The organism is Paraburkholderia tropica, assembly GCF_914484835.1.
In the GTDB taxonomy this organism is placed as follows: Bacteria; Pseudomonadota; Gammaproteobacteria; order Burkholderiales; family Burkholderiaceae; genus Paraburkholderia; species Paraburkholderia tropica_A.
The window spans coordinates 1,271-27,757 of record NZ_CAJZAR010000073.1 but is presented as its reverse complement, the minus strand read 5'-3'; the positions used below and the strand labels follow the sequence as shown (position 1 = coordinate 27,757).

Here is a 26,487-nt window from a genome sequence, read left to right as displayed (position 1 = left end):
TCCGGCCAGCGAGAACGCGAGTGCCGCGAGAATCGCTATGGAATGAAATTTCATATCAGTGTTTGAGCGTGATGACGAACAGCTTCTGTTCGGGGTTGATCAGAACCTTGAGCGGGAGACGCGCGGAGTCGTAGAGGTGGATGAAGCGCGATACAACGTCAACAATCTGCCCCTGCATTCGAACGTCGGCCTCGGTGATGTTGTAATTGACCAGCTTGCCGTCCGGGGTTTCTGCACGCCACGCGGCTTTCCATCCGGCGCTCGCGGCCCAGCTTTCGACGCTTTCGCGCGCCGTGGAACCGACCCTCGCGACGAAAACGGGCAGCGGGGGAGGAACGGGCTGAATCTGGATGCTTGCGGGCGCGATCGTGCCTTGCGGCGCAGTCGATCGAATGTCCACGAACCCGGACTGCGCGGGTGCTTGCGAGGGCAGGAGTTGCGTGGCGGTGTGAGCGGCAATGGGAGCCGGCGCGGCGGAAACCTTGATGATCGGTGCTGCCTTGGGTGCGACCGGCGCGACTGAGCCAGGCGGATTCGGCGGATCGAGCACTATGAGCTCCGCCTGACTTACGGCCGGCACCATTGCCAGCGCGACTACAAATTTCTTCATCTGCGTACCTTTTGGAGTAACCGGGATGGTTCGACCGCAAATCATAATATCATGCGCGCACGCGTCTATACGCGCATAATATCATGCGCGCAAAGTGTGATATCGTTCGATGCGTTGCCGCGAGTAGGACACGCACGGCGCAACTGGCGGGAAGGACCGGCAGGTAGGGGCAGAGCAAGCGCCGCTGGGGATGGGCGTGAAGTGTCCGCGGTTGACCCCCGTATTAACGGCAGGTCGAGCGAAACCTTTACCCCGAGTTTCGACTTCTTTCATGGTGTTCCGCCGAAGCGGCCTGGTCGTAAGTTTTGAAGTTTTTTCAAGTATAAGATGTGCTATACTTTGTGTCAATCCGATCATAAAAACAGTCGGTAAATCGAGGGGTTATATGAGCGTCGACAAGATTTACACCCTGCCGGACCAGAAGGCCACAAACCCAGGGCAGGTAATGATTCAAACGGTCGTCATGCTTCTGATGATTACGTGCGCGGCGATATGGGCGGCCACGCAGTACGTGGCGTGGAAGCTGGCGTTTCAACCCGCGCTGGGCGAGCCACTTTTCAGGACCGCACGGTTTGCGCTGTACAGCCCCACCGACTTCTTCATCTGGCTATTGAAGTTCGGGCACGTCGAAGAAACCGATAGCGCGTTCAAGGGCGGCGAGTGGATTCTGGGGTCGCTGCACTTCCTGTTTGTGCCCGCAATCTGGATGTCAATTCGGCGCGGCCGCCAGTTCAACAAAAAGACGGACACGCATGGTTCTGCGCATTTCGCAGATGCCAAGGAAGTCGCGCTGGCCGGGATCACCCCGAAACAAAGCGACGGACACGACGTCTATCTGGCGTCGTACATGGACCCCAAAAGCGGCAAGCGGCAGTATCTGCGCGACACGGGCGGCTCCCACATATCGGTCGTCGCGCCCACCGGCTCAGGCAAGGGCGTCGGCACGGTGCTGCCGACGATGCTTTCCTGGGTCGGCTCGATCATCGCCTACGACATGAAAAAGGAACTGTGGGCATTTACGTCCGGGTTCCGCAAGGCGCTCGGGCAAGTCGTTATGCGCTTCGAACCAACGTGTATTGACGGCACGGGCGCGCGGATCAATCCGCTTCTTGAGATCCGGTTGCGCACGCTGCGGGAGGTGGCGGACGCTCAGAATATTGCGGAAATGATTGTTGACCCCGATGGTAAGGGCATGGAGGACCATTGGGCAAAGACCGGGCACGAATTGCTCTCCGCAGCCATTCTCCACATTCTCTACGTGGGCCAGAACAAAACGTTGCGAGGGCTGGTGAGTTTCTTCTGTGATCCGCGGCGTTCGATCGAGCAGGTCGCAGAAAGCATGCTGAACGCGCAGCATGATCTGGACGCCTCCCAGCGCTGGAGTGATCCGCTTACCGGCCGTCCCACACTGACGCACCCTGTCGTCGCGGAAGCGGCCCGGTCGTTTCTGAACAAGTCGGATAACGAACGTTCTGGCGTTCAATCCACCGCACTTTCGTTCCTCTCGCTGTATCGCGATCCAGTCGTTGCGATGAATACGGCGGTGTCCGATTTCAGTATTTCGGACCTGATGAATCACACGAATCCGGTGTCGCTGTATCTGGTCGTTCCGCCTAGCGATCGCAAGCGGCTGCGCCCCCTGATCCGCCTGATCTTCAATCTGGTGCTGCGCAACCTTACGGAGTCGATGGACTACGAGGACGGCAAGCAGGTGCAGCACTTCAAGCACCGCCTTTTGATGGTGATGGATGAAGTGCCCAGCCTCGGTCGCCTGGACGTTCTCGAAGAATCCATTGCGTTCGTGCGCTCCTATGGCATCAAGATCATGTTGATCTTCCAAGACTACGCGCAACTGTTCAAGGCTTACACCAAGGACGAAACGCTGACGTCGAATACTCACATCAAGGTGATCTTCACGCCGAACAAGATCGACACGGCGAAAATTGTGTCGGAATACCTGGGAAAGCGAACCGTGCAACGCGAAACCCGCAGCTATTCCGGGCATCGCCTTAACCCATTGCCGATGCACGTAATGGGCGCAACCAACGAGACGCCGCGCCCCCTTCTGGAGCCTGACGAAGTGTTGCGGATTCCCGCGCCGGTGAAGTCGGAGGACGGCAAGACGCTGCTGCAAGCGGGCGATCTGCTTGTGTTCGTGATGGGGCACACGCCTATCTACGCGCAACAGATCCTGTTCTTTGAAGAACCCCTTTGGTTGAAGCGCTCGCGAATCCCGGCGCCACGCGTGTCGGATCGCATTATTGCCAACCCTGACGAGATCCTGATTCCCTATGACCCGATTGATGACGTTGAGGTTGAAGAAAACGAGGATCGTGCAGGCGATGAACTGGAAGAAGGGCTGTCCAACGACAGCGAATATGTAGCGCCAACGGAGGCGCCGGCGCCGGCCGCGCCGCGCACGCGAAAGATCCAGTCTGGGCTTCGCCCCGCTGCCAACCGTCGGGAGACGTCCGATGGCCGCACCTACACGGTTGACGAGGAATCGGGCGAAATGGTCTTTGACGACGCACCGACAACACCATCGGCCGCAGCGTCGCCGCCAGACGAACCGCCGCCGATCGTCTACACCGATGAGCAACTGGCGGAGATCGAGGCCGAGGAAAGGGCAATGGCGGCAGAGCAACCGACGATGGCACGCATCGGCGCCCAGGGAGACGTGCATGCAGACTAGAAGCGCCCTCGTCATGGTCGCCTCGACAGCTGCGCTGTTCTGCGCGGTGTGGGCCTCGGGCTATACGATCGCTGTGAATCCGTCTGCTTCGATGCCCCGCGGCCTGTATCTTCTCGGACCGGTCAGCAAGCCCGCCGTGGGCGATACCGTCGCCGCGTGCATTCCGGCCAGCGATCAGGCCAGGCTCTATCGTCTGCGCGACTATCTGCCCGCAAGCGATCGGTGCGCCTCGGGCCTGCCGCCAGTCCTTAAACCTGTCGTTGCCACGGCGGGCGACACGGTTTCCATCGACGCAGACGGAACGCGTGTCAACGGAGCGCTCATTCCGAACTCGCGCGTCTATGACACGGACACTCAAGGTCTTCCGATCGACCATCTGCCGTTGCAGTGGCATAAGCGCCTTGAAAGCGGTGAGTATTTTGTACTTGCCAATCACATTCCGCGCTCTCTCGACAGTCGTTACTACGGGCCGCTGCCGCGTCGCAATATCATCGGCGCCGCGCACGCGATTGTGACGTGGGGGTGAGCATGCACGCTACTAAACGCATTGCGCTCGATTGCTCGCTGGTGTGCGTCGGGGCCGGAAGTGGGCTTGCATGGGGATGGCCCGGCGCCAACTGGTTGCTGGGGGTTTCTGTCCTCGTGCCATTCGCGTGGAGCGCCGCCCGCAATCGCTGGATTGGCGCGCTGGTGCTGCTCGCCTACTATCTTTGCGCGAGCCGTGGCCTGCCGGCCGGCACGGGCATATTCTTCGCTGAGTCCGCTCCTGCGTGGTTCGGTTGGGCGCTCTGGTTCGCCGTTGCGCTGCTAAACGCGGCAGCATGGGGTCTTTTCTGGAGTAAAAGCGCGAGCCGCCGCGCGCTCGGCATCCTCGCTGCCATCGCCATCACGGCGCTACCGCCGATAGGGTTCGTCGGCTGGGCCAATCCCGCTACTGCGGCTGGCGTCCTGTTTCCCGGTATGGGGTTTCTCGGGATTGCGCTACTGCTGGGGCTCTGGAGCGCCGGTGTACTCCAAAAAAATGCAGTTGCACTCGTATTGGCCAGCGTCTGCGTGATAGCCAATGCCGTCGCCTCATCGAGCGCAGCAAGCAGCGGCCTATGGAGTGGAATGGACACGCATTACGGTCGGCTCGGTTCGGCATCAACCGACTACATGGCTGCCTTCGGGCGCATCCAGTCGGTGCAGGATCTGGCCGATGCTGTCCCGCCTAGCCATGTACTGGTTCTTCCCGAAACCATTCTCGGCATCTATACCGTCGCGACTGAAGGCGTTCTTTCTGGAACCGCGCGCGAACTCGCAAAAAAGGGGAGCGCGGTAATCGTCGGTGCGGAGTTACCAGGAGAGCGGGGGACGCGGCGCTTTGACAATGCGCTGGTCGTGATCGACGGCAAGGAGACGCGCCCGATGCTCGAACGTGTGCCTGTGCCGATTGGCATGTGGCGGCCGTGGGACGTCGATACGTTCAACGCGCATCCGTTTGGGGATGGAATCGCAACGGTTGCGGGCAAGCGCGTTGCTTACTCCATCTGCTACGAGCAATTGCTGGTCTATCCGATTCTGGTGAGTTTCTTGCATTCGCCCGACCTCCTGATTGGCGCGGCGAATGACTGGTGGGCAAAGACAACGAGCATTCCCGAAATCCAGAGGCAAGTGCTCGACACATGGGGACGACTGTTCAACGTGCCGGTAGTGCGCGCGACCAATATTTGAGGAAACCATGAAAGACCCTAACGATAAGAAAACGCTGGATCTGGACTTTCATCCCAGCGACTTCGTTGCAACGGAAAAGGCAGCGCGCGTCGCGAAGGTTGATACGACTGAATTCTGCAAGCTGGCAATTCATGTTCTGACTCGCAGTACACTGGCCGGTGAGTGGCCGCCAGGTGTGCGGAGCCTCGCCCGCGACGATTCGCGCGGCGACAACCGCTCATGATGTGCGCTGCGGTTCTCGCATGCGAGAACCGCGAGCTAAAATAGACGCATCGGGGCGCACGCCCTGGATCGAGCAGAGAGTGAAATCATGATTCTGAACCGTAACGACCTGTCGCACCTGGATCGGGCCACGCCTGCCGAAGAAGCGCAGTTCTGGACCGCGTTCGAAGCAGAGCTTGCGCGCGATGACGGCGAGGCTGCACGCGAGCATCTGGCTACGGGGCACCCCATCTTCGTGAGTGAGCCCGACTACCCCGGCCGGGTAATCCGGCGCAATCCTGACGGCTCGCGCGACCTGATGGTGTTCGATGAAGCCAACGGCGTTCTTCGCAAAGATCGCCGCCTGTGAAGGCCCAGCTGTGGGTTATCGCCGGGCCGAACGGTTCGGGAAAAAGCACCGTCGTTAAACGCTATCTCGCTGGCAAGCTGCCCGTCATCAATCCCGACGACATTGCGCGGATTGAAAACGTAGGACCGGTTCAGGCGGGCCGCCTCGCGATCGAGCGTCAAAATCAACTTCTGATGCGCGGCAAGAGCTTCGCTTTCGAGACCACGCTATCGGGTAAGCGCGAGCTTTGGGTAATGCAAAACGCGCGCGAGCGCGGCTACAAACTCAATGTCATTTTTCTGGCGCTGGAGGGCCCGGCGCTTGCTGTCGGCCGGGTTTCCGCGCGTGTCATGGCCGGTGGACACGACGTTCCCGCGCGTGACGTGCTCAGACGCTTTCGCCGCAGCATCGAGAACCTCCCGGTTGTGCTTGCGATCGCCGATCGCGCATTCGTATTCGACAATTCGGGGGATCGGCGGCGGCTGCTGCTTTCGCTCGATCGCGGCAAGGTCAAGATGCTTCGGCGCGATCTTCCCGAATGGGCCAAACCGTATTTGACGCGGTATCGCGGGCAAGAACAGTCACGCGGCCGCTAAGACTCGCCAACGGCGCGGCGCCGCGATCCATGCCAAGGTATAAGCGAGGTGGGTGCAGCGGCTCCCCGGCCAGTTCTCGCATGCGAGAAGGCAGGACTGGAGCTCTGGCAGGGGGGATGATTCGATGGGAGAGAAAAAGGCGGCTTGGGCCGCCTTTTTTATTGCTGCGGACCGAAGCCCGGGATTTCCATCGGCGCGTCGTAGATGCTTTGGTAGGAAATCTTTCTGACGGCTGCGCGCGAGCCAAAGCCGGGCACCTCCATCGGCGCATCGTAGGGCGAGAGAGCGCCGCCTGAGCCGACGCGCACCGAGCCCCCGCGGCCGCGCACAATTTCCCCCTGTGCGAGACTCGGAACCGTGATTTCGACGCGCAGGCCGCTGTTCGCCGTGACGTGCTGCACATAGCCATTGTCGAAGCCGGCCGTCAGCGATCCGGTGTTGTACGTCGATATCGCCGCAAGCAACGCCTTCTGGCCGGGTCCGTAAGCCTTGACTGCCCGCTGGTAGCCCCAGGTGAGCACGCGGGCTGCTGCTGTAATGTTCGCGCAGGGTTCAAACACCTGGTCGATCGTCAGGCCAAGACTGCGCAAGTTGCGAACGTTGATCTGACCCAATCCGAGGTCAAGGTTATGCCCGGCGTTCACCAGTTCGGTCGCACGGGCGATTGCCAGTTCCTTGGTCGGGAGCGTGTACGAACTACCGTTCGTGTTATCTCCGATCCGCCAGGGCACGCCCCCTGACTCGGTACGGATGATTGCGGCCATCGTCACAGGACCAACATCGGGCGCGCATTGCTGCATCAGTGCGCTCAAGTCCATCACCATGCTATTCCCCAGCGTCGGCCAGACTGAGGAACCACATCAAGGCGCTGCGTAGGAAAGTGGCCATGCTGACGTCGATGCGCAAGGCTTCCTGCCGTATGCGACGTTGCAATGTCTCGGGCAGGATCACGTTGAAGGCTGGCCACTCTGGCGTTCCTGCGGGCGGGGCGATATACCACTCGAATTCCTCTGACGTATAGGGTTGGTCTGCCAGAAATCGCGTCAATGCCCGCTCCTGGAACGCGCGGAGCGTTCCATATTCAGGCTTTGCGGCGACGGCCTTTAGCTGGTCCCGGATTGTGATCTGGATGCTTGTTCGCATCGGCACTGGTTTTTTCATCGCGGCTGACCGGAGTTGACGTCGAGCCGGCGATTCTATATCGCGACTTGCGCAGTTCCGAAATTACCGCTGCTTGTATGACGACCGAAACGGATACGTTCGGATAGGCTTGCTTGATCGCCTCGATCTGAGCGTCATCCACGTTCGCGCTCATCTGCACGTATTCTGTTCCGGCCAACTTTGGTCTATCTGCGAGCGACTGCTTCTTTTTGGAGAGAAAGCCCGCGATCGCGTCGCGGACCACTCCCGATTGCTTCTTCTCGTGTGTCATGCCAGCGAGCCGAAGTTTTTCTTTTACGCGAGCACTGAGACGAAAGACATATTTCATTGAGGAATAGGTTCGAGCACGCAGTCGGCCGTGACCATGATGTTGAACCGATAACCCGGCGCGACTGTAAGCGTCGGCTGAATATTCAGGTTCTTTTGCGTGATCGTCATCCCGGTCTGGCCGATCTGCTGGCCAAGCGAAGCGCCAAGAGTCTGCGATACGCTGGGCTGGTTGTAGTTGCTTGCCCCATTATTCGGCTGGGACAGCTGGACGCCGGCACTCAGCAACGCGATCACTCCCGCGCTCGCGAACGTCTTGATGTAGTGGTTGTTCACTTCATCGTAGAAGCCCGCGTAGCCCGCCTGATCCGCGCCCGGCATGCCCTTGATATTGTAGCTGGAGCCATCATCGAAAATGACGCGGTTCCACACCACAAGAATCCGCTCCTGGCCGTAAGCCACATGGGCGTCATACACGCCAATGAGGCGAGCACCACCGGGGATCAGCAGCTTGCCCGTTCCCGCTGAATCGTAGACCGGTTCGCGAACCTGTGCGATAACTTCGCCAGGCAAATCGCTGTTTAAACCACTGATCATTGCCGCCGGAATCAGCCAACCGGCCTTGAGCTCGTAGGGCGAACGCGGCTTGGTCTTGGTTGCCGTGTTGTAATCATTGTCCGTCGCAAGACGTTGGTCGCGAAGGAACTGGTCCTTGCGCTCCTGCTTGTTCTGGTCGTCGTCACGTGCAGCGTTTGCCGTGCCGAAAGCCGCGGGAGTGAGTTGCGGTGCCGTGGAATTCGTCGCTGTGCTCGGGTAAGCGGCGTTCATAAGCCCGGCCGCGCCAGTCTGCTTCTGCTGGTTGAATCCTTGTACGTCGAGGCTGGCATCGTTCGCGTTTTTCAGATCGTCTTGCGCCTGCCGAGCAGCCTCGCTTTGCTGCGCATTCTGCGTGGCCGCCTGCTGTGGGGTCTGCGAAGGGTTGCCGCCGCTGCCCACGCTGGTCCGCGGCGCTGTTGCCGCACTGAACGGCGTAACCGCCTGACCGGCCAGATTCGGCACGCCCGTGGGCACGCCATTGCTCGCCGCAGTCAAGGCGGCAGCTGACGCGCTCATCGGCACGCCCGCGCCAGCCAGTGCGACCGGAGACGACGCCCCAACTACTGCATCATAGGTGTTCGGCTTGCTCTCGTACCAGAGTGAGCCCGGCGCCGACTTGACCGGCTTCGTGTCGCCGCCCTGGTTTGCGACCGCGTTCTTTGCGCCGTTCATCGCGTTGGAACCGACGTTATTGAAGGTGGCTGCGGCGATCAAGGCGATGACGGCGGCCGCGCCAGCGACTGCGTACTTGGCGTTCTTGTTCAGCGACACGATGCCCGAGATCTTCGGGCGCAGCGAAAAGCCTCCGCTGCCGCCAACCTGACCGGGGTTCTTGCCCAAAAGGTTCGGGTCGATGTTGTTATCGTTGCTCATGCAATGGTCACTCGCTTAGTTTCCGCCCGCGCCAGCCCAGCTGAAAAAGCCGGGACCATCGCCCTTGTAGATATCAACCTTCGTCTGGTCACTGCCCACGCCGATAATCATGACGGCGTGCTGAAAGAGCTTGTCCACCATGAAATAAGCGTGACCATCAGCCTTGCGCGCCGGCTTGACGCGGAAGTTGACCATGTGCAGGTCTTTGCCGACCTGCTCCATCAGCACCGGCGTCTCGTTCGAATTCATTTCGGTCGGCATTTCGATGTAGACGTGCGAACCATCATCGAAGGCGCGGATGGGAAACCACGGCACGCTCTTGTCGCCCTTGATCGTGTAGTTCAGGTTCAGCTGGTCAGGGCGCACGTTCGGCATGCTGGCGATCGTGCGATCGTCCTCGCGCTTCTGCGCGGCAGCGTCATCGTCAACGCGCTTGCCCCAAATCACGGCCGAGTCTTGCGGATAGTAAAAGCCAACCGTCGGCATGTAATTCTTGTCCGACGATTCGAGCATGATGGTGTACGTGCGGCGGTCCGTGTACACCTTGAGGTCCGTGTGCAGATTCGGACGCTTGGGCTTGACGACGACGTGCGTGACTGAGGTTGCGCCAGCGCCACTATCTGCGCGCGAGATAATCCAGCGTGCGTTGTCCCCGGCCTTCGCATCCCTGACCGTCTCGCCCGGCTGCATGGAGATATCGCACGCGGCGAGCACCGCACACGTGAGCGTCGGGTTGCCGTAACCGAACGGGAAGCGAACCATGCCATCGTCCTCGGTCACAATGTCCATCTTCGAATCCGGCTTCGCCGCGCGTGCGGCAACGTCAGGAATGGTCTGCATCGGCGGCATGTCGGGCGAGTGATAGACGAGACGGACCGTGTTGGCCGCACTCGAATACACAATATCGAGCGTTGTCCCGCCTTGTGCGCCCATCGTGCTGAGTGCGTCCTGCACACTGCCGTTCTGCACGTTAAGGCGAACCGGTACGGGAATCGGGCGCCCCAGCGGGGCGAGCACCTGCAAACTCGGGTCGATCGCTTGCAGCGCCCTGATTGCGGCAAGCGCATCGCCGTTGAAGTTCATCGAGACTGGCGTGTTTGCGGCTGCGTGCGCACCTTGCGCAAGGGTCAGGCATGCAGCTGCGGCGATCGGGAAAACGGTGCGGATAGTCATTTTTTTCGTGGTCATGTCGAGCGAGTCCGGCGATCAGAGACGGGGGTTCCAGGCGAGCGTTTCCGCGATGGTTCCCGAAAGGTTCTTCATGAATTTGTCCTGCTCCTGCTGCTCGATGTGACCAGCGGTGATGATGGCCTGATAGCGGCTCTTGCCGATCAGCTGACCAGTCAGCGACGTGCGCGTTTCTTCCCACTCGATCTGCCACGACTTGCCGCCGGGCAGGGGCGTCGCGGGCGCAAGTACGACCTGCACCGTTTCCGATTTCATCCGGTTCCAGGGATCGTTTTGCGGCTGCCGGAAATAGTCGTTGAGCACCTGACTCGTGACCGGGCCGGCCATCGCATACGCGTCGTCAAGCCATTGCTTCTGCACTGCGGGGTCCGTCGTCACGCTGCGCGTGTTGTGAATGAACATTTCGAGCTGGGCGGCGACGTAGCGCGGATCAACGACCGCGGCCTGGTCGGCGGAAGTGACCTTCATCGGCTCGCCCATCTTGTTCGTCTCAACGATGTAAGTGCGAACCTTCGTCTGGCCTGCTTGATACACGTTCCCGACAACCGCAACGGCCGCGATTCCGAGCGACATAAACGCGACGACCTGCCAGTTGCGTTTCTGCGCGATGTATGACCCGTAGCGTTCCGTCCACTCGCGGCGGGCTTCAAGGTAGGGGTTCGATGCTCGCTGGCTCATCGCTTCCCCCATGACGGGATCGACGTTGCGCGCGGCTTCTTTTTTGGAGGAAAAGGAAAATTTCAAGGTGGTCTCTCGCGATCAGTGCCGTTAGTCTCTGGTGTGCTTCATGTCGATCTGGATGCCCTGGCCGCCCGCCGAATCGTTTGGCGTTTGGCTCATTGCCTTCGCGCTGGTCGCCATGCGTTCGAGCGTGGAACGCTGCGGCGCTTTTGGCTGTGCGCTCCTGCTGCTATCCGAACTCGGCGACGGCGGCGCGCTGCTCGTCGGATAGGTGGCGCTCGCACTCGCCTCTGCGGGCGATTCGGTGCTGGCCGGAGCGCTGCTGGACGGGGCGCTGGGCTGCTGCGCCTCGCCAGCGTCGCGTTGCTGGAGTGCTTGCGAAACAGAGGTGGACGTGTCGATGATGGGGGACTGCGAGCTCGACGGCACGGGTACTGATGGAGCCCCGCCGCTCGCCGCGCTGCCTGCGCCGGTAGCACCTCCTGCCGTACCACTCGACGGCGCGGGAACATTGCCCGCCGCTGACATTGCCTTGCTGTCGGTCGCGGCCGCGGTCCCGGCGCTCACGCGGCTCGCGAGTTGCCCTGCTGTGGACTGCGCGCCCAAACCCTTTATGCCATCGGTGATCGCCCCCCCGACCGCTCCGCCGACCGCACCCATTGCCCCCGAAATCATGCTCATAGGGCCGCTGGCACCGCCCGCGGATGCCGCACTACCCGCAGCGCTGGCCAGGCTGGCCAGGCCGCTCGCACCACCCGCTACACCCTTGGCTGCGCCCATCGCCCCAGCCGCGCTTGCTGCCGCCATGCCGACTGCGCCGGCACCCGCTGCGCCCACGCTCGCGGCAGTTGCCGCCGCGCCTCCCAGCGTCATGCTCACGGCACCACTGAGCATGCTCGATGCGAGGGAAGGGATCTGCCAGCAAAGGAACATATAGACGATCGAACTGCCAACGATCGGGAGATAGTCCTTGGCCTTCATCCCGTCCACGATTAGCGTTGTCCACTGACCGGCAAGACTTTGGCCCACGCCGATGATGAGGTATGTGACGAACAGCTTCACGCCGACCGATACGCAATAGCTGATGTACTTCTCGGCAAACGATGTGGTCCACCGGCTACCCGCGAACCCGAGAAACAGCACACCCGCCGAAATCGCGATGTAGCTCTCGATGAGCGTCACCAGCATTTGACCGGCGATGACGGTGAATGCGATGAGGATCAGAATGCCCGCGAATGCGCCGGTCAACGCGGTAAGCATCCCGTCCGAACTGAAAATGTCGAACGACACCTTGTTCAAGATGCCCGTCGAAAGCTGCAACCCGGTATCGAGAACTTGCGATGGCGTGAGTGCGCCGATTCCCGCTGCGGTTTGGCCCGCCTGCGAGAACCCGTTAATGATCGCGGGAATCCACGTCGAGAAATTGAGAAGGATCGCCCAAAAAAACATCAACCCCATCACTTTCTTGATGAGGTTGCTCATGAGCCTGTCGGGCTCGTCGCGGTTGATGACCCACCAGATAGCGGACCAGAGGACTTCCAGCATCGCGAGCTTGATGAACAGGCTCTTGGCGATATCGAACAGCTTACTCTGCCAGCTTGATGACGCCGACTGATAGGACTGCGCGATCTGATCCAGCAAATCCGCATGCGCCGGCTGCGTCACAAGCAGGGCCATCAGCAGCGTGAGAAACAGCAGATGAACCGGTTTTAGAACAGATGCACTGCGCATCGGAACAACTCCACGCGATAGAAAACGAGAACGGCAAGCGCGAGCCCGAGCAGCATCACCTTGCCACCATCAACGGATTGCTTGCGCGCCGCCATCACGCCCACAGAATCCGCTGCAACGAGTTGCGCACACTGACCGTCGCGATAGAACCGGTAGCCCACAACCATGAAGAAGAAGGGCACGGCATAAAGCAACAGAAGGAAACGCAAGGCGAACTCACCAAGGAACACGCCAAATAAGCCAAGAACTTGCATGATCGACTCCAGTAGGGGCTATGGCCACGATAAAAGTATAGCACATATTATACTTTCTTCAAGACCATATCACCCCTTCGCAACAGAAATAAGCCCCATAAAAACAATCACTTAATGGAGCCCAATCCGCTGCGACCTTTAGTTCGAGCCGCCTGCGCTACTGAAATGGGAGCCGGTGGGCGTGTACACCTGGAAGTGATCCTGCTGCGTGCCGATTTGCGTCTGGCGCGTTTGCGACTGCTCGGCGATGTAGGTGTCCTGCGACTGCATCTGCGCCATCATCAGTTGCCGGAGCTTCTGGAGTTGATCGACGGTCTGACTGGCGATCATCGTGCCCGCCTGGATCGCCTGGGTCTGGCCGGTGGGGCTGTTCGCCATCGCCTGGATGGCGCTCAGTGCCGATCGTTCGCTGGCGAACTGCGATGACTGTAGACCGGCGGCATTGAGCGCCGCGCGCACGTTATCGAGCGTGTTGGTGCCCCACTGCTGGTATGAGCTCGTGTAGTTCGTTCCCGACTGATAGCCCGGATACTGCTGCTTGAACTGCTGGTCAATGTTCTGCATCGTGTAGCTCAACGTCTGCCCGGAGCTGACAATCTGGGTGAGCGCACTCAAATCCTGCGACGCGCTCCCCCATTGCTGGCTAGGCAGGCTCGCAAGAGCTTTCAGTTGATTCTCGACCATCGTGACCTGCTGGGCGTACTGCAACACCAGCTGGATATTGTTGAGGATCTGCGTCGGTTCGGTGGCACCCGCAACCGCGCCGGCGAACGACGGAGCCGATGTAGCGGCAAACAGGGCCGCCGCCGCGCCTTTAAGCAATAGCTTCTTCATGGTGGTCTCTCTGCGCCTCTTTTTTCCAGTATTCAATCCAGTCCTCGGGCACCGACTGTTCGCGCATCCAGTGTTCGATCCACGCTTTCCCGTGTTGCGCTTCGAGTTCGTCGCAACGCCTGACGGCATCAATGCCGGATGCACCGACGAAGGCGAGGGCGACCCTGCCAAGGCCAAGGTCGATCATCCGCCTGCCTTCCGCACTCATCAGGTAGTAGTCGCGTTTCTTGGTCGCGTTCGCGAGGTTTTCGATCTGGCGCTCGTTCAAGCCGATCTTGTAATACAGGGGCTTGATCTGTTCGGTGAGCGCTTCGGGATTCGGCAGCAGTATCTTCGTCGCGAGCGACGAAAACACAATGTCTGCGATCGGCGAGTTCACTGCTTCACTCAAACTCTGCGTAGCGAAAACAACGTGTGCGTTAAACGATCGAAGCAAACGCAGCCACGCAACAAGCCTTTCCCGGAAGAACCAGTGCGCCAGCATCAGCCAGGCTTCGTCCAGCACGACCATCAGCGGCTGGCCGCGGAGCTTCTTTGCGACGGTACGGAACAGGTACTCAAGAACCGGGATAACGGCCTTTTCCCCCATTTCCATTAGGTGCATGGTCTCGAAAGAAATCAGACGGGCATCGCTGATCGAATCCGCCTTGGCATCCAGGAGTTTTGCCTGACCAGATACGGTGTAGTAGTCCAGAACGGCCTTGATTTCCTCGTCCTGGATTTGCATACGCATATTGGTCATCGTGCGCGCGGCTGCGCGCGCAACCGGATCGGCAATATCCTTGGTGGACTCGTACAGGCGCTCCACGCCCTTATGGATACGATTGCTTTGCTCCGGGGTGATCTTCTGGGTCTCGGGCACATGCAGCGCGAACAGCAGACCGATGTACTCCTTCGCCCACGCACGGTCTTGGGGCGTTTCTAAATCACCGAACGGGCAGAAGCTGGGGGCGTTCTTTTCGCCAGCGATATCGTAATGGTGGCCGCCGGCAGCCTTCGTCTGCACGTAGGAGCCGTACTTGTAGTCGAAGATGATCGCCTCGGCATCCGGGAAGCGAAAGTGCTGCGCAACAGCCAGATTCAACAGCGTCGTCTTACCCGCGCCGATCGGGCCAAAGATCCCGGTGTGGCCGACGTCACCGACGTGGAAATTCACACGGATAGGCGTTGCCCCGGTCGTCGCGGCATACATAAGCGGCGGCGAATTCTTCGGATAGAACGGGCACGGGTGCGTATCTCGGCCCGACCAGACCGAAGTAAGCGGCAGGAGGTCCGCGAGGTTAAGTGTGTGAATCGGAACGCGCTTGACGTTCGCGAAGCCTTCGCCCGGCAATGTGCCAAGGAACGCTTCGGTAGCGTTGACGGTCTCGATCTGGCTGGCGAAACCGAATTCCTCCAACAGATCCTGCACCGCCTTGGCATGCTCGTCGGCGTGCGCGAGGTTTTCATCGGACACGATGATCGTGGCCGTGTAGAGCCCGTATCGCACCAACCCGGACTCGATATCGTTGATTGCCGCGTCAGCGTCTTGTGCTTTCGAAACTGCATCGGTATTCGACCACGTTTCGCCGCCGCCGAAAGCGCTCTTGACGATCCCGGCCAGACCGTGCCGCTTCTGGAACCAGTTGCGACGATACTTGGTGATGATCTTCTTTGCGTCGTTGGGATCGAGTGCGATAAAACGCGTGTTCCAGCGATATTCGAAGTGCAACGAGTTCAGCCGATCCAGGATGGCCGGCTGCGTTTCCGCTGGGTAGCCGGTAAGAGTGATGGCCCGCACGTTGCGCTTGCCGACGCGCGGCTTCAAACCGCCAAAGTAGTCCTTGCTGGAGAGCACTGCGTCGAGATACATCGGGATCTTCGGCACGCGCACGCGATGGTTCAATCCCGTAATGCAGCTGTGCAGATAGGTCAGCAGTTCCTCACCGCCCATCTGACGAACGTGAATCTGCGAACGCAGCGTGCGGACAACTTCATCGACATACTCCTTGTAACGCGCCAACACCGCGTGATAATCCACGTCCTTCGAGCGCGTGTCGTCCTCGATAAACCAACTGGTCACGCGCTGCTGAAGTTCCGGCGGGACGGTGTAGGTGAACGTCATCGCATAGACGGTATCGAAATGCAGCCCCTCCGTCTGGTACTGCATGCGGCGTTCTTCATCAATCAGCGCCGTGATGTGATCGGGGAAGTGGTTACGGTTGCGGGCAGGATAGTTCGTTGCGGGCACCTTGATTGCGTCAACGTGCAGGAGCCAGCCCGTCCCGAACTTCATGAGCCCGGCATTCACCTGTGCCGCGATGGCCGCCATTTCTTCGTGGGTGGATGACTGAAGATCCTCACCCCGAAAGTAGAACGACGTCATGAACGCACCCGTCTTTAGCAGAATGGTGTGCTCGTCCGCCATACAGGCGTAAGTCAAAAGATCCGCAAACCCTTTCAGACGGTTGCGGTATTCGCGAAGATTGAGCATGGCGCGGCCTACCGTTTGTAGTATTTAACGATTGCGGACGGGGCGCTCTCCGAGGTCTGCGCGGGGTAATACTTCTTGTAGTTGAAGTGACGGCGCGCGACGTCCCGCATGTACGGGTCCGACTTGGCCAGTTGCACCAAACCCCAATGCCCGACAAACCAGAGCAGCAGGCCCATTACGACGGCCTCTTTGCTGCCAACCCCAAAAATCAAAGCTGCGGCGAATGACCCGACAATCATGGTCAAATCGCGGTCCGCACCGCCCAGGAGAATCGGGCGGACCAACGATTGCCGCAGCACAACCTTGCGCGGCGTGTTCATGGCGGCGCCCTTAGAACGCGGCGCCGAACAGCGCGGTGACGAACGCGACAACACCAACCACGATCGAGCCGCCGAAGGCGATGCCCATCAGCTTCTTGAAGCCCGAACCGTGTTCGCCGAAGGCCATCAAGATCCCGGTGATGATGATCGAGGCGATGATGCCGAAGCGTGCGACCGGCCCCTGGAGCGACGTCAGGATCGTGTTCAGGGGGTTCTCCCACGGCATGCCGGAGCCGCCGGCGCTGGGCGAGGACGCGTGAGCCGCGCTTGCTGCGACCATGACGCCGACGGCTGCGACGCTACGGGTTGCGCGCAGCCGGGAAATAACGCCCTGCGCGATGGTTTTAATGCTTTTCATTGTGGTCAACCTCAACGGTGGTTTAGCGGATTGCTGCGTTCTGGAGTATAGCACTTGTTATACCCCGAAAATCAGGCGAGAGCTTCGAACACGAACTCGCCATCCTTCACGCCATCAAGGCGCAAAATTTCTTCAAGACGGCGCTTGCCGCCCGTCGAATGCCTCTTTTGGAGGCTCACAAACAGGTCGATACTGGTGGCGATTTTTCGCATCGCGACGTCCGCGGGCATGTCCGCCTGACGCAGCATGTCCATGAGACGCGTCCCGCCGTCTGCCGCGCTGTTTGCGTGAATGGTGCCCATACCCCCTTCGTGCCCGGTGTTCCACGTATCGAGCATGTCTGCGGCGGCACGGCCGCGCACTTCGCCGACAATAATCCGGTCCGGCTTCATCCGAAGTGAAAACATCAAAAGATCCTGCATGCCGATCTTCGTATCGCCAGTGACTTTGGTGCGCAGGGCCACTTTGTTCTCGAACGGAAACTGGAGCTCGCGCGTATCCTCGATCAGCAGAATGCGAATATCGGGAGACTCCTCATAAAGAGCGTGGCCGAGTGCGTTAAGCAGGGTTGTCTTGCCGGAGCCCGTTCCCCCGATTACGAGAATGTTCTTACCCTCGCGCACCGCATCTTTCAGGATTTCCGCCTGCTCGGCGGTCATGATCCCCGCTTCAACGTAGTCCGCGAGCGTGTAAATCTTCGTCGCGGGCGTCCGAATCGAGAACGCTGGCGCAATGACGATGGGCGGCGCCGCACCCGCAAACCGGCAATCACGGATCGGCAATTCGCCTTCCAGCAGCGGGTTTTCCGGGTTGACCGTGACCCCGAGAATGTCCGCGATGGTATCCAAGAGTGCGTGAGCAAGGACCGACGAGAGACTTCCCAATTTGCCGCGCCCCGTGTCGAACCGCTCGATCCAGAGCTGCCCGTCCGGGTTTAACTGAACCTCCTGCGTATAGTCGTCTGCAAGGGCAGTCAGGATCGTGTCGCCCATTTCCCGACTGAGTTTTTCAAGCGCCCTCGACTGGCGCTCCGGCTCCCAGTTGCTGAACATAAAACCCCCGTTATGTTTCTCGCATGCGAGAAAGTTGCGTTAGTGGCTCCCGCCCGCGCTCGAAAAGTGCTTTGCACCGCTGGGCACATACACCGGGTTGTCTGCCTCGTGGGCCGCTTTTCTGGCCGCATCACAGTCGGAAACCTCGCCAGCAGAGAACGATGCGCCCGCGACCTTCGACTTGTTGCAGGCAACGTCGCGCGCCTTGGCCTCGTCGGGGTGGGCTGCGTAGTAGGCCGCGTCGCGGGCCGGCGCCGCCTCGGTCACGACCGGCGCCGGCTTGCCGCATCCTGCCAGCACTGCCGCCACGCCAACCGCGACCGCACACAGAGACAGCTTGGTGTTAATGGAACGCATCAGTTAATCCTCACAAATAGGAAAGTGGTTTTGGTGTTTCAGAAGCATCGCTGGCGTCCTGAATATCTTCATGCGGCGTCGATGGAATATCAGAATCAGACTCATCGTCACCGGAACCCGGATTATCTTGAGCGGCTTTACCTTTTTTAACCACACACCACGTTTCAGCGACAAGCTCAAGAACGGAGCGTTTATTGGTGCGGTTGGCCTTTTTATCTTCGTCCGTTAAAAAATAACGGGTCCGAATATAACCCTCAAACCAGACCGTATCGCCGGGATCAAATTCGCGCGACGCCTGTTCGGCATTTTCGTAATAGCCGACGAGCTTATGCCATTCGTCGTGCGACCCGTGGCGAGTTACCAGATTGAATGTGCAAACAGCGTCGCCGCTCGGCATATATCGCAATGTCGGCTTGGCCCCTACTCGCCCCTTCAATATGACCCTATTTATATCCTTGCTCATTGCCCATCACCGTCATCTGCCCCGGATTTGTCCACCTCTGCGGCAAACACCGCGCGTCGCTTCCGCCCGACGAACTGCGTCGCAAACGATTCGAGAAACCCTGTATATCGGCGCGAACCGACGATCGCCGCAGCCTCTTTATCAAATATTTCTGGAGTGACCTGAAACATGAACCTGATGAGTTGATCGACCTGGGCGATCACAAGCTGCACATCGTCGCCAACTCGGGCTGTCTCCGTCAGCGCACGAACCATCGTTGTGGCCAGCCGCTGCTCCATGTCCGCGAGTTCATCGCGGAAAGTTTCATCGCGAAGGAAGCGATCGACTGCCAAGGCGACTAGCGCGGAAACGGTTGTTTCTCTCTCGCTCGCGATGGACCTGAGCCGTTGCCTCACCTCGTCGTCAAGCCGCACAGCGGTCACTTTCTTCATGTATGCCTCTATGTAATACATTATACGACCAACATCGACAATTGTAATACACCTCAAACACACTATCAACGTGGCTATAAGCCACGGAAACCACGCGCGATGTAATACGCGCTTTATGTTCCACTATTCTTTGTTTTCGGGTTTGGCTTCAGCTTTTCCGGGAAAAGCTGCTGGATAACTGCCCCGGATTTCGGGGCGGCCAGGCGCATAGCGCCGACCGGCCGAACCGTGATCCGGGGCCGCCAAGCCCAAAGGGCTTGGCGGCGGCGCTTTTTCAACCTCCGCGCCACCGAAAACGGTCCTTGGTGAGCGTGGCGTGTGCAAACCGTGAGCAACCCGTGGGCATGCCTCCGGCACGCCCACGGCAGGCGTGTGCGTCTAGTGTGCATAGCGTGGGCCTTGCGTGTGCAAAACGGGTGAGCTATGATCGGCGGTGTGCAAGTCGGGTGGTGTGCGTGTGCATACCGTGTGTAAAATGCTCGTCTACCTCTTGAGACGCCTATGAAATGACCAACTCCAAAGAGAAAGGCGGTGAGTTTCCGAAATTCACCGAGACCGCGGCCGGGCGAACCAAGACCGGGCGGCTCCGCGATCTGTTCGATGAAATTGAGCAGGCGAAGTTGGCCGGGTGGCGGTACGAAAAGATCCTGATGGGTCTGGAGGCGCAGGGGCTCGCCGTGAGCATGAACACGCTCAAAGACGCGCTGAAACGAATCCGCGCAGAGCGCCGCGCGCATCCGGTGCCACAAGAGCAAACCCAACCTGCCCCAAAAAAAGAGTCTGTTCAGGCTTCGGGCGAGACTGCCGATAAGTCAGTGTCTGGAAGCGTAGCTACGAGCGGCGGGAAGATTTCGAATAGTGGATATCGTGAGGCAGTTCAGACATTTACCCGCGATGTGAACAAACGAACCAATCTGGACGAATAAGAGGGCTGAAAAATGGAAAATAGCATTCAAATGGTCGATACCGTCAACTTCGTTTTGCAAGGCAAAGGCGGAATCGGTAAGTCGTTGGTCGCCAAAATGTTGGCAGCATGGTTCACTAAAATCGCGGCGCCGGTGAAGTGCTACGATTTGGATCAAGAAAATACAACCCTCGCGGATCACAAGTCGTTGTCGGCCGTGCATTTGAATGTCATGCGCGCGGATTTGACGATCGACCCGAAGCAATTCGATGAATTGATGGTGGAAATTCTCGAATCCGAAGGCACGAACTACGTGATCGACGTGGGTGCGAATACCTTTTCCCCGCTGATGGCATACCTGATTTCCAATAATGCCTTCGACACGATCCGCGACGCTGGGAAAATCCCGGTGATTCATTCGATCGTCGGCGGTGGGGCGGAATTGCAGCACACGGCGGAAGGGTTCGAGTCGGTTGCGGGACAGACGTGCGCGCCCAAGGTCGAGACGGACGTGGATCTGATCGTGTGGGAAAACGAGCACTTCGGCCCGCTGTTGACTGACGGCGGCAAGCACTTCTCGGAAACGAAGATGTTCAGCGCGTTCTCCAGCCGAGTGAAGGCGAATGTGGTGATGAAGGCGCGGGCGTCCGATACGTTCGGTGACGACGTGCGCAAGATGAATAAGGCACGATTGACGCTCGATGATGTGCTGTCCGGCAGCGAGTTCAACGTTATGGAAAAGAACCGGATCAAGCGTGTCTACCATGATGTGTTCGCACAACTCGATCAGGTGGCGTGGTAATCATGAATCTGTCCGACGCCAAGGCTGTCGTGCAGGACGTGTTCGAGGCTACCGGTCAGAAGATCGACGTCGATGATCCGCTCGTTGCGGCGGCCTTGGTCAATTCGAGGGTTCAGGAGCGCGCGGCCGCGCGCTCGATCGCTGCGATCGAAGCGGCGGTGCGGGCAGGTGTAGCCGAATTGGCAGCGGCGGCCAACGATGAGCGGGCGGCGGCCGCTGCCGCGAGTGAAAGTGTCGCGGCAGCGCTGCGCGACGTTCGGGCGTCGATCGAGGCTGGTGGGGACAATGAACTCTCCAGTTTGCGAGCGAAATTCGCGCAAACCGCTGATTCCGTGTTGCGCGACGTTGCTGGCACAGCGCGCGAGGCAGCGCCGCAGGTCTGGAAGTACCGCGTAGGGATGGTGCTGGGTCTGAGCGCGTTGCTTTTCGCGCTCGCGGGTGGTGTCGTCGGGGCAGAGTTTTTCGGCCGTCAGGCCGAACGGACTCAGGATGAGGCGCGACAACTCGCAGCTGGGCGCGACATGCTCGCGGTGCTTCCGAAGCTGGACCTCGAAACGCACGATAAGGTAGTCAGGATGGTCGAGCAACTACATCGACAGTAACCGCCGCGCCGGTAGGCGCGGTCTGCGTGAGCCCGGTTTGCGCGAGAGCGCGAACCGGGCTTTTTTCTTTCGTCGGCGATAGCCGGCGCTGTTGCGCGCGGGCGTAGCTCGCGCGCTCAATTTTCCCAAACCGGGCGGGTTGCTCGGTTTGGCTGTTGGGGCGCCTGAGCGGCGGGCGAAGCCCAGGAGCGGAACGTTTTTCTGTTCTCCACGCCAGGGGCGTGGCTGACTGCGGCGCGCCCCTGGCTTTCACTGTCCGCTCGCACTCAACCCTGGGATGGTCGGATTCGACCCGAGCACATAGCGCACAATAGCCGCCTCCACGGCTGCGGCCCGGTCGTCCGTGGCGGTTCTCAGTCCGCACGCGCGCAAGGCCGCGCACATATCCGAAAACGCCGCGTCGATGGCCGCTTTGTGGCCAGGGGCCATGCTGTCGCGGTGTTCCAGTAGTCGGCTCTCTTGCGTGGTGATCGTCATTGCTGCTGCTCCTGCTGGTTGGGGATCATGCTTTCCATCATCGCGATACGCGCCTTGCGGGCCGCGCGTATCTCCTTTGAAAACTGCCGGGTGAACCACGCGTTGAACTGGCGCAACAGCACGGCGCTGCGGTCGTAGCTCGCGCGCAGCGCCCGATACTCAGGCATTGTCTTAACGTGGTCGGGCGTGAGGCCCATCGGGCCGCGCCCAAACTGGTCTATGAACGTATTGAGCGCCTTGCTCGCGGTCGAGTTTGCCGCGTACAAGTCATCCTGACGCACCTTGGCGGCTGCGTAGTCCATCGGGTTCTCTCCTGTCTCGCGGCGCTTACGCGGCCATGCGGTCGGTCTGCCGACAATAGGCGCACAGTGCAGCGTCAAATGCGACGGCAAATTCCTTGCCGGTGCGGTCGCTCAGGTGCATCAAGCCACACAGCAAGGCTTGCAGACCTTCCGCCTCGGTGCATTGGGATGCGGCCAGAAAGGCTTCCAGCGCTTTCCTTGCCATCGCGGCACGGCTGCCGTTTGTGCCATCAACGTTCGGGGGCATCATTTTTTTCCTTGGGTGAGCCTTTACGGGATTGATCCCGTAAAGGCCGGGGTAATTCTTCGCGCCCGCCGCTATCAGTTGGGGAGCGGCTTCACGTTGCGGGCCATGCCGTAGGCAACGGCCCGCGCTTGATCCAGCGAGTCGCATGGCACGCTGCGCTCCATGATCCGACCAGACCGCGCGCCGCTTTTCCATTCGGTGAAAAGTTGGGCGGTCGGGTGGCCGTAGCTGTTGTTGCCGTAGTAGGCGGTTTGCTGGCGAATCGTTCTCATGGCTGGCCCCTTAGTGCGTCGTGGGATACAGCCCATACTGGCGGTGTTCCTCCATCACGTCCCAGGCTTGCTCAGTCGATTGGCACGTCACTGCGAAGCCCTTGCAACCGACTTTGACGCCCGTTTCCGCATCAAAGAAGTGGCGGAAAAGCATCACGTACAGACGCCCAATGGTGTCTCTGGAACTGATTGCGGTGCGCGTCACGGTAACGGGTCGTTTCATGGCTATCTCTCCTGGTCGATGCGGGCTTAGGCTTGGGCGCGACGTGCTGCGAGTACGGTGGCGATGGCGATCAGCGGCACGATGAACATCAGCGCCATGCCTCGCGCTTGGGTGTTGTTGCCAAACGAGGGAAGATTTCCGGCGATGCCTTCGCCAATCCATTGCCAGAAGGTCAATTGCAGTGCCGCCTTCGTTGCGCGGTATGCGTCGAGCGCGGCCCATCCACTGGTGCGCACAATCTCCAGTTCGCCGCGCTGCTCGATCAGCACACCGGCCAGAACGACGAAAATGCCGATCAGCGGTGCGAAGGTCAGGACGTCGCGCACGCGGATGCGTGCGACGGTTTGGCGGATACGTTGGAACGGGCTTTTCATCTGGCTCTCCGGTTGGTTGCGTTGGTCAAAGGGTCGGCGTGGGTGCGAAGTAATCGAACACGGCGCGGCGCGCTTCCCACTTCGCGCGCACGGTTTGTTGAGCGTCCGCGAGGGTCGGCGCTTCAACGTGTTCCTTGCTGAACATGACGAGGCCATTGGGCGTGCTAACCGGGCGCTGGAAGAAAATCTTGAGTTCGAAAATCATTTGACGCCCCTTTAAACAGTCCACATTCACGACCCGCAAAAGGCTTCTTTTTTGGTGCTAAACGGTTTCCCGCTGCGCTTCCGCCGTAGCCCTGCGTTCGTTGCCTCTGCGACAAAGGAACCGATCGGGTGGAGTGGTCAAGGGGGAAAGCACGGGGTTGGTGCGGCCCGCAGCGCGCAGCGCGAGGACACGGCCCCGTGCGGCCCTTGACCGCGGAGCCCGATCGGTTACTGTCGCGGGTTGAGGCAACGAATGCAGGGCTGCGGGACGGCGGACGAATGAACCGTCGAGCGCCAAAAAAGAGGTTTTTCGTACCTCGCGCGATAGCGCGCTATCGGGACGCGAAAGCGGCCCGCACTTGGGGTCGCCCGAGCGGCGGGGGCGCAAGCCCCCAGGAGCGGAACGTTTTTCCCCATGCCGGGGCAAGGGAGCGGCTTTCGTGACGTGCGCAGCGCGGCGCGAAAGGTGCTGCCCCGGCATGGCTGTATGGCGGCTGCGAATTCTCTGGCGACGCCCTGTTCTCGCATGCGAGAACAAAAAAAGCCCCGCATCTGCGGGGCTACTCGGGATTCAGGGGGTTACGCGGCCAGTTGTTCCGCCTCCGCGTTCATCTTCGCGCCGGTCGGCCAGGGCCATGCTGCGGCGACTTCGGTGCTTGCCGTTGCTTCGGCTGCGTCGTCCGTTGCGGCGGCGGCGGGCACCTCGGGCGCGGCAACTTTCTTCTCCTTCTTCGCCGCCTTTTCAGCCTTCGTGCGCAGCGTCGGCGGGAGCCACTTCGAACCGGCGTCGCGCAGCGCCTTTTCTGCGGCGGCGGCGGCTTCGCCCTTCTTCATCGTTTCGAGCTTCGCGCCTTCGTCTGCCGACAGGGCCTCGCTCACGACTTCCACGATGCGCGTCTTCGAGACGTGGCTGAAATAGTTGTCGCTGGTCGCCGTCCAGTGGCTGCTCATATCCAGATCGACGGCCTTTGCGATCTGCGCGAGCGGCGCTTGATCTTCTGCGCCGTGGATGCCATCAACCGACATGGCCGTGAGGAATGCCAGAAGTTCGATGAGCGTTTCCTGCGGCTGCGTCAGCAGCCATTTGAACCGCGCGTCGCTCTGCTTCGGCATGTCCTTCTTCCACTTCTTGGTCGCGGCCTCCATCGCCTTCCAGGACGCATTGCCCTGCATCGCGTCGAATTCGTCCAAGCGATGCGATGCCTTGGTCAAGCTGATCTTGGCCGGGTGCTCGTCCCCGCCGCCGATGTACAGGGCTCGTTCGGACAGACGGTGGGCCAGCACGGCGAGCGCAACATTCGGCGCGGCAACCAGTTCCGCCTGGACTGCGATGGTGTGCGCGGCGCTGAGTTCCATCATCAGCTTTTCCGAATGAACGGCTTTCACCTTCTCGGCGCGCAGGTTGCGCACCTGCTCGCCCGCCACTGCGACCGCTTTGGACTGGTCGGCACGGCGCACGAAACCGCGCTCGATTTCGAGACCGCCTTGATAATTCAGATGCACCAGCACGCCAGCGGTCGCCTTCAACTCGTCCGTAAAATGGCGTGCGCAGTTGTTGATTTCCTCGATGCGCGCTGCGATCGTCGCGGCTTCCTGCTGCAAAGCCGCGTACTCGTCGTGCGTGAGTTCGATTGCGGCGTCGCCTTCGTGCGCCGTCAGGCCGGTTTCCGCCATCTCGTCGTCGAACATTTCTTCTTCGTCATCGCCGATCAGGCTTTCCAGTTCTTTGAGACGCGCCGTAAGCGTCTGCATTTCTGCCTGTTCAGCGTCCGTCAGCGGGCGCGTCGCGGGGTTGACGGTCGCGAAGCGCGAGCGATACGAGTAGTCAAGAGAAGGCAGCGTTTCGACCCACGCCCAGCCTTCCGCGCGAATCTGATCGGCGGCTTCCTCCAGCTTCTGGTTCGCGAGTTCTTGCAGCAGTTCGCCGTTCTCGATGTAGGCGTCGCCGTCGTTGCTGAACAGGTCACGGTCAACGCGACCGCCCGCAGCCTCGAATGCGGCGAGCCCGACGAACATGGCGAGATTGCTTTTCCGAGCATTGATCCGATTGCCCGCGATTGCTTCGCGCAACCGCGCAGGCTCGCGCATCCAGTCCGTTTTCGTGTTGTCCCACACGCGTTCCTGCGTTTCATGATCGTCCGAAAGGCAGAGCGCGGCCAGTTGCTCCGGCGAGATTTGGTCGTCTCGCAGCAAAGCGTGCAGCTTCGGCGAAGCGTTGGCGAGTTTCAGGCGACGCTCGACGGTCAATGCCGTAATGCCGAAGATCGTTGCGATGTATTCCGACGACTTGCCATCGTCCACCATCGCCTTGAAAGCGTCGATCTGGTCTGCGGGGTGCATGGCTTCGCGCTGCGTGTTCTCCGACATACTGATGACAAGCGCATCGGCTGCGCTGACGATCTTCACGTCCACCGGGAAGTCAGCTGGCAAGCGCCCCTGCGCTGCCAGCAGGTCCAGCGCGGCGTGACGACGCTGGCCGCCCGCGACGCCGTATTTCACCGATTTCGTTTTGCGACCCTCGGTCTGCTCATGCACCAGCAGGTTCTGCAACAGGCCCGTCTCAGCGATGTTCTCGGCCAGAGCCTCAATGCCGCCCAGTTTCTGCTTACGCACGTTGAATTTCGATTTCACAAGCGACGACAGCGGCACCGTCACGGTCGGCAGGGCTGCGATCTTGTTCGTGATAACGGCGGCTTCAACGGCTTGCATTTCGGTCTGGTTCGCTTGCATGACTGACTCCTGTAAAAATGGGAAGGGACTTCTTTTTTGGAGTAACAACGGGCCTTGGTGAACTGGAGCGTTCCCCTGAGTGCGTTGCCTCTGCGACTAAGGAACCGGTCAGCCGGAGTGGTCAAGGGGAAACAGTGCGGGGTTGGTGC

34 protein-coding genes are annotated in these 26,487 nt (G+C 60.1%); 9 read left to right on the top strand and 25 right to left on the bottom strand.

The window, feature by feature from the left end:
- Positions 1-55: 55 nt before the first annotated feature.
- On the bottom strand, positions 56-610 hold the full coding sequence (locus LDO54_RS28070; RefSeq protein ID WP_224014149.1) for a TcpQ domain-containing protein: 555 nt from the start codon (positions 608-610) through the stop codon (positions 56-58).
- 385 nt (positions 611-995) lie between these two features.
- On the opposite strand from LDO54_RS28070, the gene LDO54_RS28065 reads away from it, so the two are divergent.
- From LDO54_RS28065 to LDO54_RS28040, 6 genes are all read left to right on the top strand, one after another.
- Entirely contained in the window at positions 996-3,302 is a 2,307-nt protein-coding gene (locus LDO54_RS28065; protein WP_224014148.1) for a type IV secretory system conjugative DNA transfer family protein, read from the top strand.
- Entirely contained in the window at positions 3,292-3,828 is a 537-nt protein-coding gene (gene traF, locus LDO54_RS28060) for a conjugative transfer signal peptidase TraF (protein ID WP_224014146.1), read from the top strand. Before LDO54_RS28065 ends, traF begins: the two co-directional genes overlap by 11 nt.
- Before the next feature lie 2 nt (positions 3,829-3,830).
- Positions 3,831-5,015: a nitrilase-related carbon-nitrogen hydrolase gene (locus tag LDO54_RS28055; RefSeq protein ID WP_224014145.1), complete on the top strand. Its 1,185-nt coding sequence runs from the start codon at positions 3,831-3,833 to the stop codon at positions 5,013-5,015.
- 7 nt (positions 5,016-5,022) lie between these two features.
- Positions 5,023-5,238, top strand: a complete 216-nt coding sequence (locus LDO54_RS28050; protein WP_224014143.1) for a hypothetical protein — start codon at positions 5,023-5,025, stop codon at positions 5,236-5,238.
- 87 nt (positions 5,239-5,325) lie between these two features.
- Positions 5,326-5,586, top strand: coding sequence for a hypothetical protein (locus tag LDO54_RS28045; RefSeq protein ID WP_224014140.1), 261 nt, complete (start codon positions 5,326-5,328; stop codon positions 5,584-5,586).
- Positions 5,583-6,161: a zeta toxin family protein gene (locus LDO54_RS28040; protein WP_224014139.1), complete on the top strand. Its 579-nt coding sequence runs from the start codon at positions 5,583-5,585 to the stop codon at positions 6,159-6,161. The genes LDO54_RS28045 and LDO54_RS28040 overlap by 4 nt, the downstream gene beginning before the upstream one ends.
- Before the next feature lie 158 nt (positions 6,162-6,319).
- Here LDO54_RS28040 and LDO54_RS28035 read toward each other — a convergent pair whose 3' ends face one another.
- The 16 genes from LDO54_RS28035 to LDO54_RS27960 form a co-directional block, all read right to left on the bottom strand.
- On the bottom strand, positions 6,320-6,973 hold the full coding sequence (locus LDO54_RS28035) for a lytic transglycosylase domain-containing protein (protein WP_224014137.1): 654 nt from the start codon (positions 6,971-6,973) through the stop codon (positions 6,320-6,322).
- A gap of 13 nt (positions 6,974-6,986) precedes the next feature.
- Positions 6,987-7,208 carry a hypothetical protein gene (locus LDO54_RS28030; RefSeq protein WP_224014135.1) on the bottom strand — a complete coding sequence of 74 codons (222 nt, stop codon included), beginning with the start codon at positions 7,206-7,208 and terminating at the stop codon, positions 6,987-6,989.
- 34 nt (positions 7,209-7,242) lie between these two features.
- Positions 7,243-7,650, bottom strand: coding sequence for a hypothetical protein (locus LDO54_RS28025; protein WP_224014133.1), 408 nt, complete (start codon positions 7,648-7,650; stop codon positions 7,243-7,245).
- Positions 7,647-9,059, bottom strand: coding sequence for a TrbI/VirB10 family protein (locus LDO54_RS28020; protein ID WP_224014131.1), 1,413 nt, complete (start codon positions 9,057-9,059; stop codon positions 7,647-7,649). The genes LDO54_RS28025 and LDO54_RS28020 overlap by 4 nt, the downstream gene beginning before the upstream one ends.
- Before the next feature lie 15 nt (positions 9,060-9,074).
- A complete protein-coding gene (trbG, locus tag LDO54_RS28015) occupies positions 9,075-10,247 on the bottom strand; it encodes a P-type conjugative transfer protein TrbG (protein WP_224014129.1) in 1,173 nt (390 codons plus the stop codon).
- 18 nt (positions 10,248-10,265) lie between these two features.
- Entirely contained in the window at positions 10,266-10,991 is a 726-nt protein-coding gene (locus LDO54_RS28010) for a VirB8/TrbF family protein (protein ID WP_224014127.1), read from the bottom strand.
- A 24-nt stretch (positions 10,992-11,015) separates the two neighbouring features.
- On the bottom strand, positions 11,016-12,659 hold the full coding sequence (trbL, locus tag LDO54_RS28005) for a P-type conjugative transfer protein TrbL (protein WP_224014125.1): 1,644 nt from the start codon (positions 12,657-12,659) through the stop codon (positions 11,016-11,018).
- Positions 12,638-12,913, bottom strand: coding sequence for a hypothetical protein (locus tag LDO54_RS28000; RefSeq protein WP_224014123.1), 276 nt, complete (start codon positions 12,911-12,913; stop codon positions 12,638-12,640). Before LDO54_RS28000 ends, trbL begins: the two co-directional genes overlap by 22 nt.
- 138 nt (positions 12,914-13,051) lie before the next feature.
- Positions 13,052-13,747, bottom strand: a complete 696-nt coding sequence (gene trbJ, locus LDO54_RS27995; RefSeq protein ID WP_224014121.1) for a P-type conjugative transfer protein TrbJ — start codon at positions 13,745-13,747, stop codon at positions 13,052-13,054.
- Positions 13,728-16,220, bottom strand: coding sequence for a transporter (locus LDO54_RS27990; RefSeq protein WP_224014119.1), 2,493 nt, complete (start codon positions 16,218-16,220; stop codon positions 13,728-13,730). Before LDO54_RS27990 ends, trbJ begins: the two co-directional genes overlap by 20 nt.
- A gap of 8 nt (positions 16,221-16,228) precedes the next feature.
- Entirely contained in the window at positions 16,229-16,540 is a 312-nt protein-coding gene (gene trbD / locus LDO54_RS27985; RefSeq protein WP_224014117.1) for a conjugal transfer protein TrbD, read from the bottom strand.
- Positions 16,541-16,550: 10 nt separating this feature from the next.
- Positions 16,551-16,898 carry a TrbC/VirB2 family protein gene (locus tag LDO54_RS27980; protein WP_224014115.1) on the bottom strand — a complete coding sequence of 116 codons (348 nt, stop codon included), beginning with the start codon at positions 16,896-16,898 and terminating at the stop codon, positions 16,551-16,553.
- 71 nt (positions 16,899-16,969) lie between these two features.
- Complete coding sequence (gene trbB, locus LDO54_RS27975; protein ID WP_224014113.1) at positions 16,970-17,950, bottom strand: P-type conjugative transfer ATPase TrbB; 981 nt, start codon at positions 17,948-17,950, stop codon at positions 16,970-16,972.
- Between the two features lie 39 nt (positions 17,951-17,989).
- The gene (locus tag LDO54_RS27970; protein ID WP_224014112.1) at positions 17,990-18,307 is read right to left on the bottom strand and encodes a hypothetical protein; all 318 of its coding nucleotides are present in this window, start codon (positions 18,305-18,307) and stop codon (positions 17,990-17,992) included.
- A gap of 10 nt (positions 18,308-18,317) precedes the next feature.
- A complete protein-coding gene (locus LDO54_RS27965) occupies positions 18,318-18,770 on the bottom strand; it encodes a single-stranded DNA-binding protein (RefSeq protein WP_224014110.1) in 453 nt (150 codons plus the stop codon).
- On the bottom strand, positions 18,767-19,201 hold the full coding sequence (locus tag LDO54_RS27960) for a hypothetical protein (RefSeq protein WP_224014108.1): 435 nt from the start codon (positions 19,199-19,201) through the stop codon (positions 18,767-18,769). Before LDO54_RS27960 ends, LDO54_RS27965 begins: the two co-directional genes overlap by 4 nt.
- 506 nt (positions 19,202-19,707) lie before the next feature.
- On the opposite strand from LDO54_RS27960, the gene LDO54_RS27955 reads away from it, so the two are divergent.
- The 3 genes from LDO54_RS27955 to LDO54_RS27945 are packed head-to-tail and all read left to right on the top strand — an operon-like array spanning position 19,708 to position 21,509.
- Positions 19,708-20,127: a hypothetical protein gene (locus LDO54_RS27955; RefSeq protein ID WP_224014106.1), complete on the top strand. Its 420-nt coding sequence runs from the start codon at positions 19,708-19,710 to the stop codon at positions 20,125-20,127.
- A 30-nt stretch (positions 20,128-20,157) separates the two neighbouring features.
- Complete coding sequence (locus LDO54_RS27950) at positions 20,158-20,907, top strand: hypothetical protein (protein WP_224014104.1); 750 nt, start codon at positions 20,158-20,160, stop codon at positions 20,905-20,907.
- 2 nt (positions 20,908-20,909) lie between these two features.
- Entirely contained in the window at positions 20,910-21,509 is a 600-nt protein-coding gene (locus LDO54_RS27945) for a hypothetical protein (RefSeq protein WP_224014102.1), read from the top strand.
- A 249-nt stretch (positions 21,510-21,758) separates the two neighbouring features.
- On the opposite strand, the gene LDO54_RS27940 is transcribed toward LDO54_RS27945, so the two are convergent.
- The 8 genes from LDO54_RS27940 to LDO54_RS27905 form a co-directional block, all read right to left on the bottom strand.
- Positions 21,759-21,986: a hypothetical protein gene (locus LDO54_RS27940; RefSeq protein WP_224014100.1), complete on the bottom strand. Its 228-nt coding sequence runs from the start codon at positions 21,984-21,986 to the stop codon at positions 21,759-21,761.
- Positions 21,983-22,288 carry a hypothetical protein gene (locus LDO54_RS27935; protein ID WP_224014098.1) on the bottom strand — a complete coding sequence of 102 codons (306 nt, stop codon included), beginning with the start codon at positions 22,286-22,288 and terminating at the stop codon, positions 21,983-21,985. The genes LDO54_RS27940 and LDO54_RS27935 overlap by 4 nt, the downstream gene beginning before the upstream one ends.
- Before the next feature lie 25 nt (positions 22,289-22,313).
- Positions 22,314-22,538, bottom strand: coding sequence for a hypothetical protein (locus LDO54_RS27930; protein ID WP_224014096.1), 225 nt, complete (start codon positions 22,536-22,538; stop codon positions 22,314-22,316).
- 71 nt (positions 22,539-22,609) lie between these two features.
- Positions 22,610-22,807 carry a hypothetical protein gene (locus LDO54_RS27925; RefSeq protein WP_224014094.1) on the bottom strand — a complete coding sequence of 66 codons (198 nt, stop codon included), beginning with the start codon at positions 22,805-22,807 and terminating at the stop codon, positions 22,610-22,612.
- Between the two features lie 10 nt (positions 22,808-22,817).
- Positions 22,818-23,030 (bottom strand): hypothetical protein, encoded by a 213-nt coding sequence (locus LDO54_RS27920; RefSeq protein WP_224014092.1) that lies wholly within the window; start codon positions 23,028-23,030, stop codon positions 22,818-22,820.
- 26 nt (positions 23,031-23,056) lie between these two features.
- Positions 23,057-23,404: a hypothetical protein gene (locus tag LDO54_RS27915; protein WP_224014091.1), complete on the bottom strand. Its 348-nt coding sequence runs from the start codon at positions 23,402-23,404 to the stop codon at positions 23,057-23,059.
- A 25-nt stretch (positions 23,405-23,429) separates the two neighbouring features.
- The gene (locus LDO54_RS27910) at positions 23,430-23,609 is read right to left on the bottom strand and encodes a hypothetical protein (protein ID WP_224014089.1); all 180 of its coding nucleotides are present in this window, start codon (positions 23,607-23,609) and stop codon (positions 23,430-23,432) included.
- A gap of 578 nt (positions 23,610-24,187) precedes the next feature.
- On the bottom strand, positions 24,188-26,338 hold the full coding sequence (locus tag LDO54_RS27905) for a ParB/RepB/Spo0J family partition protein (protein ID WP_224014086.1): 2,151 nt from the start codon (positions 26,336-26,338) through the stop codon (positions 24,188-24,190).
- Positions 26,339-26,487: the final 149 nt, after the last annotated feature.

Excerpts from the sequence above, each read along its gene's own strand:
- LDO54_RS28055 (WP_224014145.1), top strand. The coding sequence starts at position 3,831 with ATGCACGCTACTAAACGCATTGCGCTCGATTGCTCGCTGGTGTGCGTC.
- LDO54_RS27955 (WP_224014106.1), top strand. The coding sequence starts at position 19,708 with ATGACCAACTCCAAAGAGAAAGGCGGTGAGTTTCCGAAATTCACCGAG.
- LDO54_RS27945 (WP_224014102.1), top strand. The coding sequence starts at position 20,910 with ATGAATCTGTCCGACGCCAAGGCTGTCGTGCAGGACGTGTTCGAGGCT.
- LDO54_RS27965 (WP_224014110.1), bottom strand. The coding sequence starts at position 18,770 with ATGAGCAAGGATATAAATAGGGTCATATTGAAGGGGCGAGTAGGGGCC.
- LDO54_RS27970 (WP_224014112.1), bottom strand. The coding sequence starts at position 18,307 with ATGCGTTCCATTAACACCAAGCTGTCTCTGTGTGCGGTCGCGGTTGGC.
- LDO54_RS27990 (WP_224014119.1), bottom strand. The coding sequence starts at position 16,220 with ATGCTCAATCTTCGCGAATACCGCAACCGTCTGAAAGGGTTTGCGGAT.
- LDO54_RS27920 (WP_224014092.1), bottom strand. The coding sequence starts at position 23,030 with ATGAAACGACCCGTTACCGTGACGCGCACCGCAATCAGTTCCAGAGAC.
- LDO54_RS27915 (WP_224014091.1), bottom strand. The coding sequence starts at position 23,404 with ATGAAAAGCCCGTTCCAACGTATCCGCCAAACCGTCGCACGCATCCGC.
- LDO54_RS27925 (WP_224014094.1), bottom strand. The coding sequence starts at position 22,807 with ATGAGAACGATTCGCCAGCAAACCGCCTACTACGGCAACAACAGCTAC.
- trbL (WP_224014125.1), bottom strand. The coding sequence starts at position 12,659 with ATGCGCAGTGCATCTGTTCTAAAACCGGTTCATCTGCTGTTTCTCACG.
- LDO54_RS28045 (WP_224014140.1), top strand. The coding sequence starts at position 5,326 with ATGATTCTGAACCGTAACGACCTGTCGCACCTGGATCGGGCCACGCCT.
- LDO54_RS27910 (WP_224014089.1), bottom strand. The coding sequence starts at position 23,609 with ATGATTTTCGAACTCAAGATTTTCTTCCAGCGCCCGGTTAGCACGCCC.
- LDO54_RS27930 (WP_224014096.1), bottom strand. The coding sequence starts at position 22,538 with ATGATGCCCCCGAACGTTGATGGCACAAACGGCAGCCGTGCCGCGATG.
- LDO54_RS28000 (WP_224014123.1), bottom strand. The coding sequence starts at position 12,913 with ATGCAAGTTCTTGGCTTATTTGGCGTGTTCCTTGGTGAGTTCGCCTTG.
- LDO54_RS28025 (WP_224014133.1), bottom strand. The coding sequence starts at position 7,650 with ATGAAATATGTCTTTCGTCTCAGTGCTCGCGTAAAAGAAAAACTTCGG.
- LDO54_RS27950 (WP_224014104.1), top strand. The coding sequence starts at position 20,158 with ATGGTCGATACCGTCAACTTCGTTTTGCAAGGCAAAGGCGGAATCGGT.
- LDO54_RS27940 (WP_224014100.1), bottom strand. The coding sequence starts at position 21,986 with ATGACGATCACCACGCAAGAGAGCCGACTACTGGAACACCGCGACAGC.
- LDO54_RS28020 (WP_224014131.1), bottom strand. The coding sequence starts at position 9,059 with ATGAGCAACGATAACAACATCGACCCGAACCTTTTGGGCAAGAACCCC.
- LDO54_RS28065 (WP_224014148.1), top strand. The coding sequence starts at position 996 with ATGAGCGTCGACAAGATTTACACCCTGCCGGACCAGAAGGCCACAAAC.
- LDO54_RS27980 (WP_224014115.1), bottom strand. The coding sequence starts at position 16,898 with ATGAAAAGCATTAAAACCATCGCGCAGGGCGTTATTTCCCGGCTGCGC.
- traF (WP_224014146.1), top strand. The coding sequence starts at position 3,292 with ATGCAGACTAGAAGCGCCCTCGTCATGGTCGCCTCGACAGCTGCGCTG.
- LDO54_RS27960 (WP_224014108.1), bottom strand. The coding sequence starts at position 19,201 with ATGAAGAAAGTGACCGCTGTGCGGCTTGACGACGAGGTGAGGCAACGG.
- trbD (WP_224014117.1), bottom strand. The coding sequence starts at position 16,540 with ATGAACACGCCGCGCAAGGTTGTGCTGCGGCAATCGTTGGTCCGCCCG.
- LDO54_RS28050 (WP_224014143.1), top strand. The coding sequence starts at position 5,023 with ATGAAAGACCCTAACGATAAGAAAACGCTGGATCTGGACTTTCATCCC.
- trbB (WP_224014113.1), bottom strand. The coding sequence starts at position 17,950 with ATGTTCAGCAACTGGGAGCCGGAGCGCCAGTCGAGGGCGCTTGAAAAA.
- LDO54_RS27905 (WP_224014086.1), bottom strand. The coding sequence starts at position 26,338 with ATGCAAGCGAACCAGACCGAAATGCAAGCCGTTGAAGCCGCCGTTATC.
- LDO54_RS27935 (WP_224014098.1), bottom strand. The coding sequence starts at position 22,288 with ATGGACTACGCAGCCGCCAAGGTGCGTCAGGATGACTTGTACGCGGCA.
- trbG (WP_224014129.1), bottom strand. The coding sequence starts at position 10,247 with ATGACCACGAAAAAAATGACTATCCGCACCGTTTTCCCGATCGCCGCA.
- LDO54_RS28070 (WP_224014149.1), bottom strand. The coding sequence starts at position 610 with ATGAAGAAATTTGTAGTCGCGCTGGCAATGGTGCCGGCCGTAAGTCAG.
- trbJ (WP_224014121.1), bottom strand. The coding sequence starts at position 13,747 with ATGAAGAAGCTATTGCTTAAAGGCGCGGCGGCGGCCCTGTTTGCCGCT.